Below are 1,126 nucleotides of genomic sequence, written 5' to 3' on the forward strand. Positions count from 1 at the left end.
ACCGGCCTGATCGGCACGCGGCCGGCCTCCGGCCTGCCCGCTTCCGAGAAGGTGGCGGAGGTCACGGCAAGCGACGACAACCCGCCGAACGAGACGAAGGCCAATCTGTTCGACGGCAGCAACACGACCAAGTGGCTGGCTCACCAGCCCACGGCCTGGGTCACGGCGAAGATGGACCACCCCGTCGCGGTGGCCCAGTACTCGCTGACGTCGGCCAACGACTCTGCCGGCCGTGACCCCAAGGACTGGACCCTTCAGGGCTCGCAGGACGGGGACACCTGGAAGGCGCTGGACACCCAGAGCGGCCAGAGCTTCGCGGACCGCGCCCAGTCCAAGCAGTACAAGTTCTCCAACACCACCACCTATCAGTACTACCGACTGAACATCACCGCCAACTCCGGTGAGCCGCTTACTCAGTTGGCCGAGCTACGGCTGTTCGGCGCCGACCCGGCGCCCGCGCCGGAGACCAAGGTGCAGCAGGCGGTCGTGGACGTCACAGACCGCCAGCACCCGGCGAACAAGGGCCTGCCGCTGAAGTGGACCCGGTCCGACCAGTGGATGAACTGGGACCCGAACCCCGACGGCAACGTCCAGACGGTCGCCCAGGTCGAGGAGAACTCCTACGACCCCGGGCCGGCGGGCAACGGCGCCTTCCACCCCATCTCCTGGTGCCGGGACTACGACGGCGGTCGGTCGTTCTACACCGGCATGGGCCGCACCGAGGACAGCTACACCTCGGACACCAAGTTCCAGAGTCATCTGCTCGGCGCCATCGAGTGGACGACCGGCATGGTCCGCGGCGACTGCCAGGCGACCATCGCGTCGAACTACTCGGTCGATCGGCTCACGGGCAAGAACCAGGCGGGCCAGCTCGACCAGATCGGCGAGCCGCACGGACTGACGGTGGCGCCCGACGGCAAGAGCTTCTACATCGGCAAGGCGGCATGCCCGAGCGGTCCGATCTCCGACTGGAACGACCCCAAGGTGGGCCTGGGCTGCGGCACGATCCACCAGTGGGACCCCAAGACCAAGCAGGTCAAACTGCTCACCACACTCGACGTGATGGGCAACCGCGGCAGCGGCGACGAGCTGGTCAAGAACGAGGAAGGTCTGGTCGGCATCACGC

1 protein-coding gene is annotated in these 1,126 nt (G+C 67.3%); it reads left to right on the top strand.

Annotated elements, in window-relative coordinates; translation table 11 throughout:
• Positions 1 to 1,126 (top strand): ThuA domain-containing protein (locus ACWFR4_RS49135; RefSeq protein ID WP_453658535.1); only part of this gene is annotated, 1,126 nt, incomplete at both ends.

It is taken from the genome of Streptomyces sp. NPDC055140, assembly GCF_053607285.1.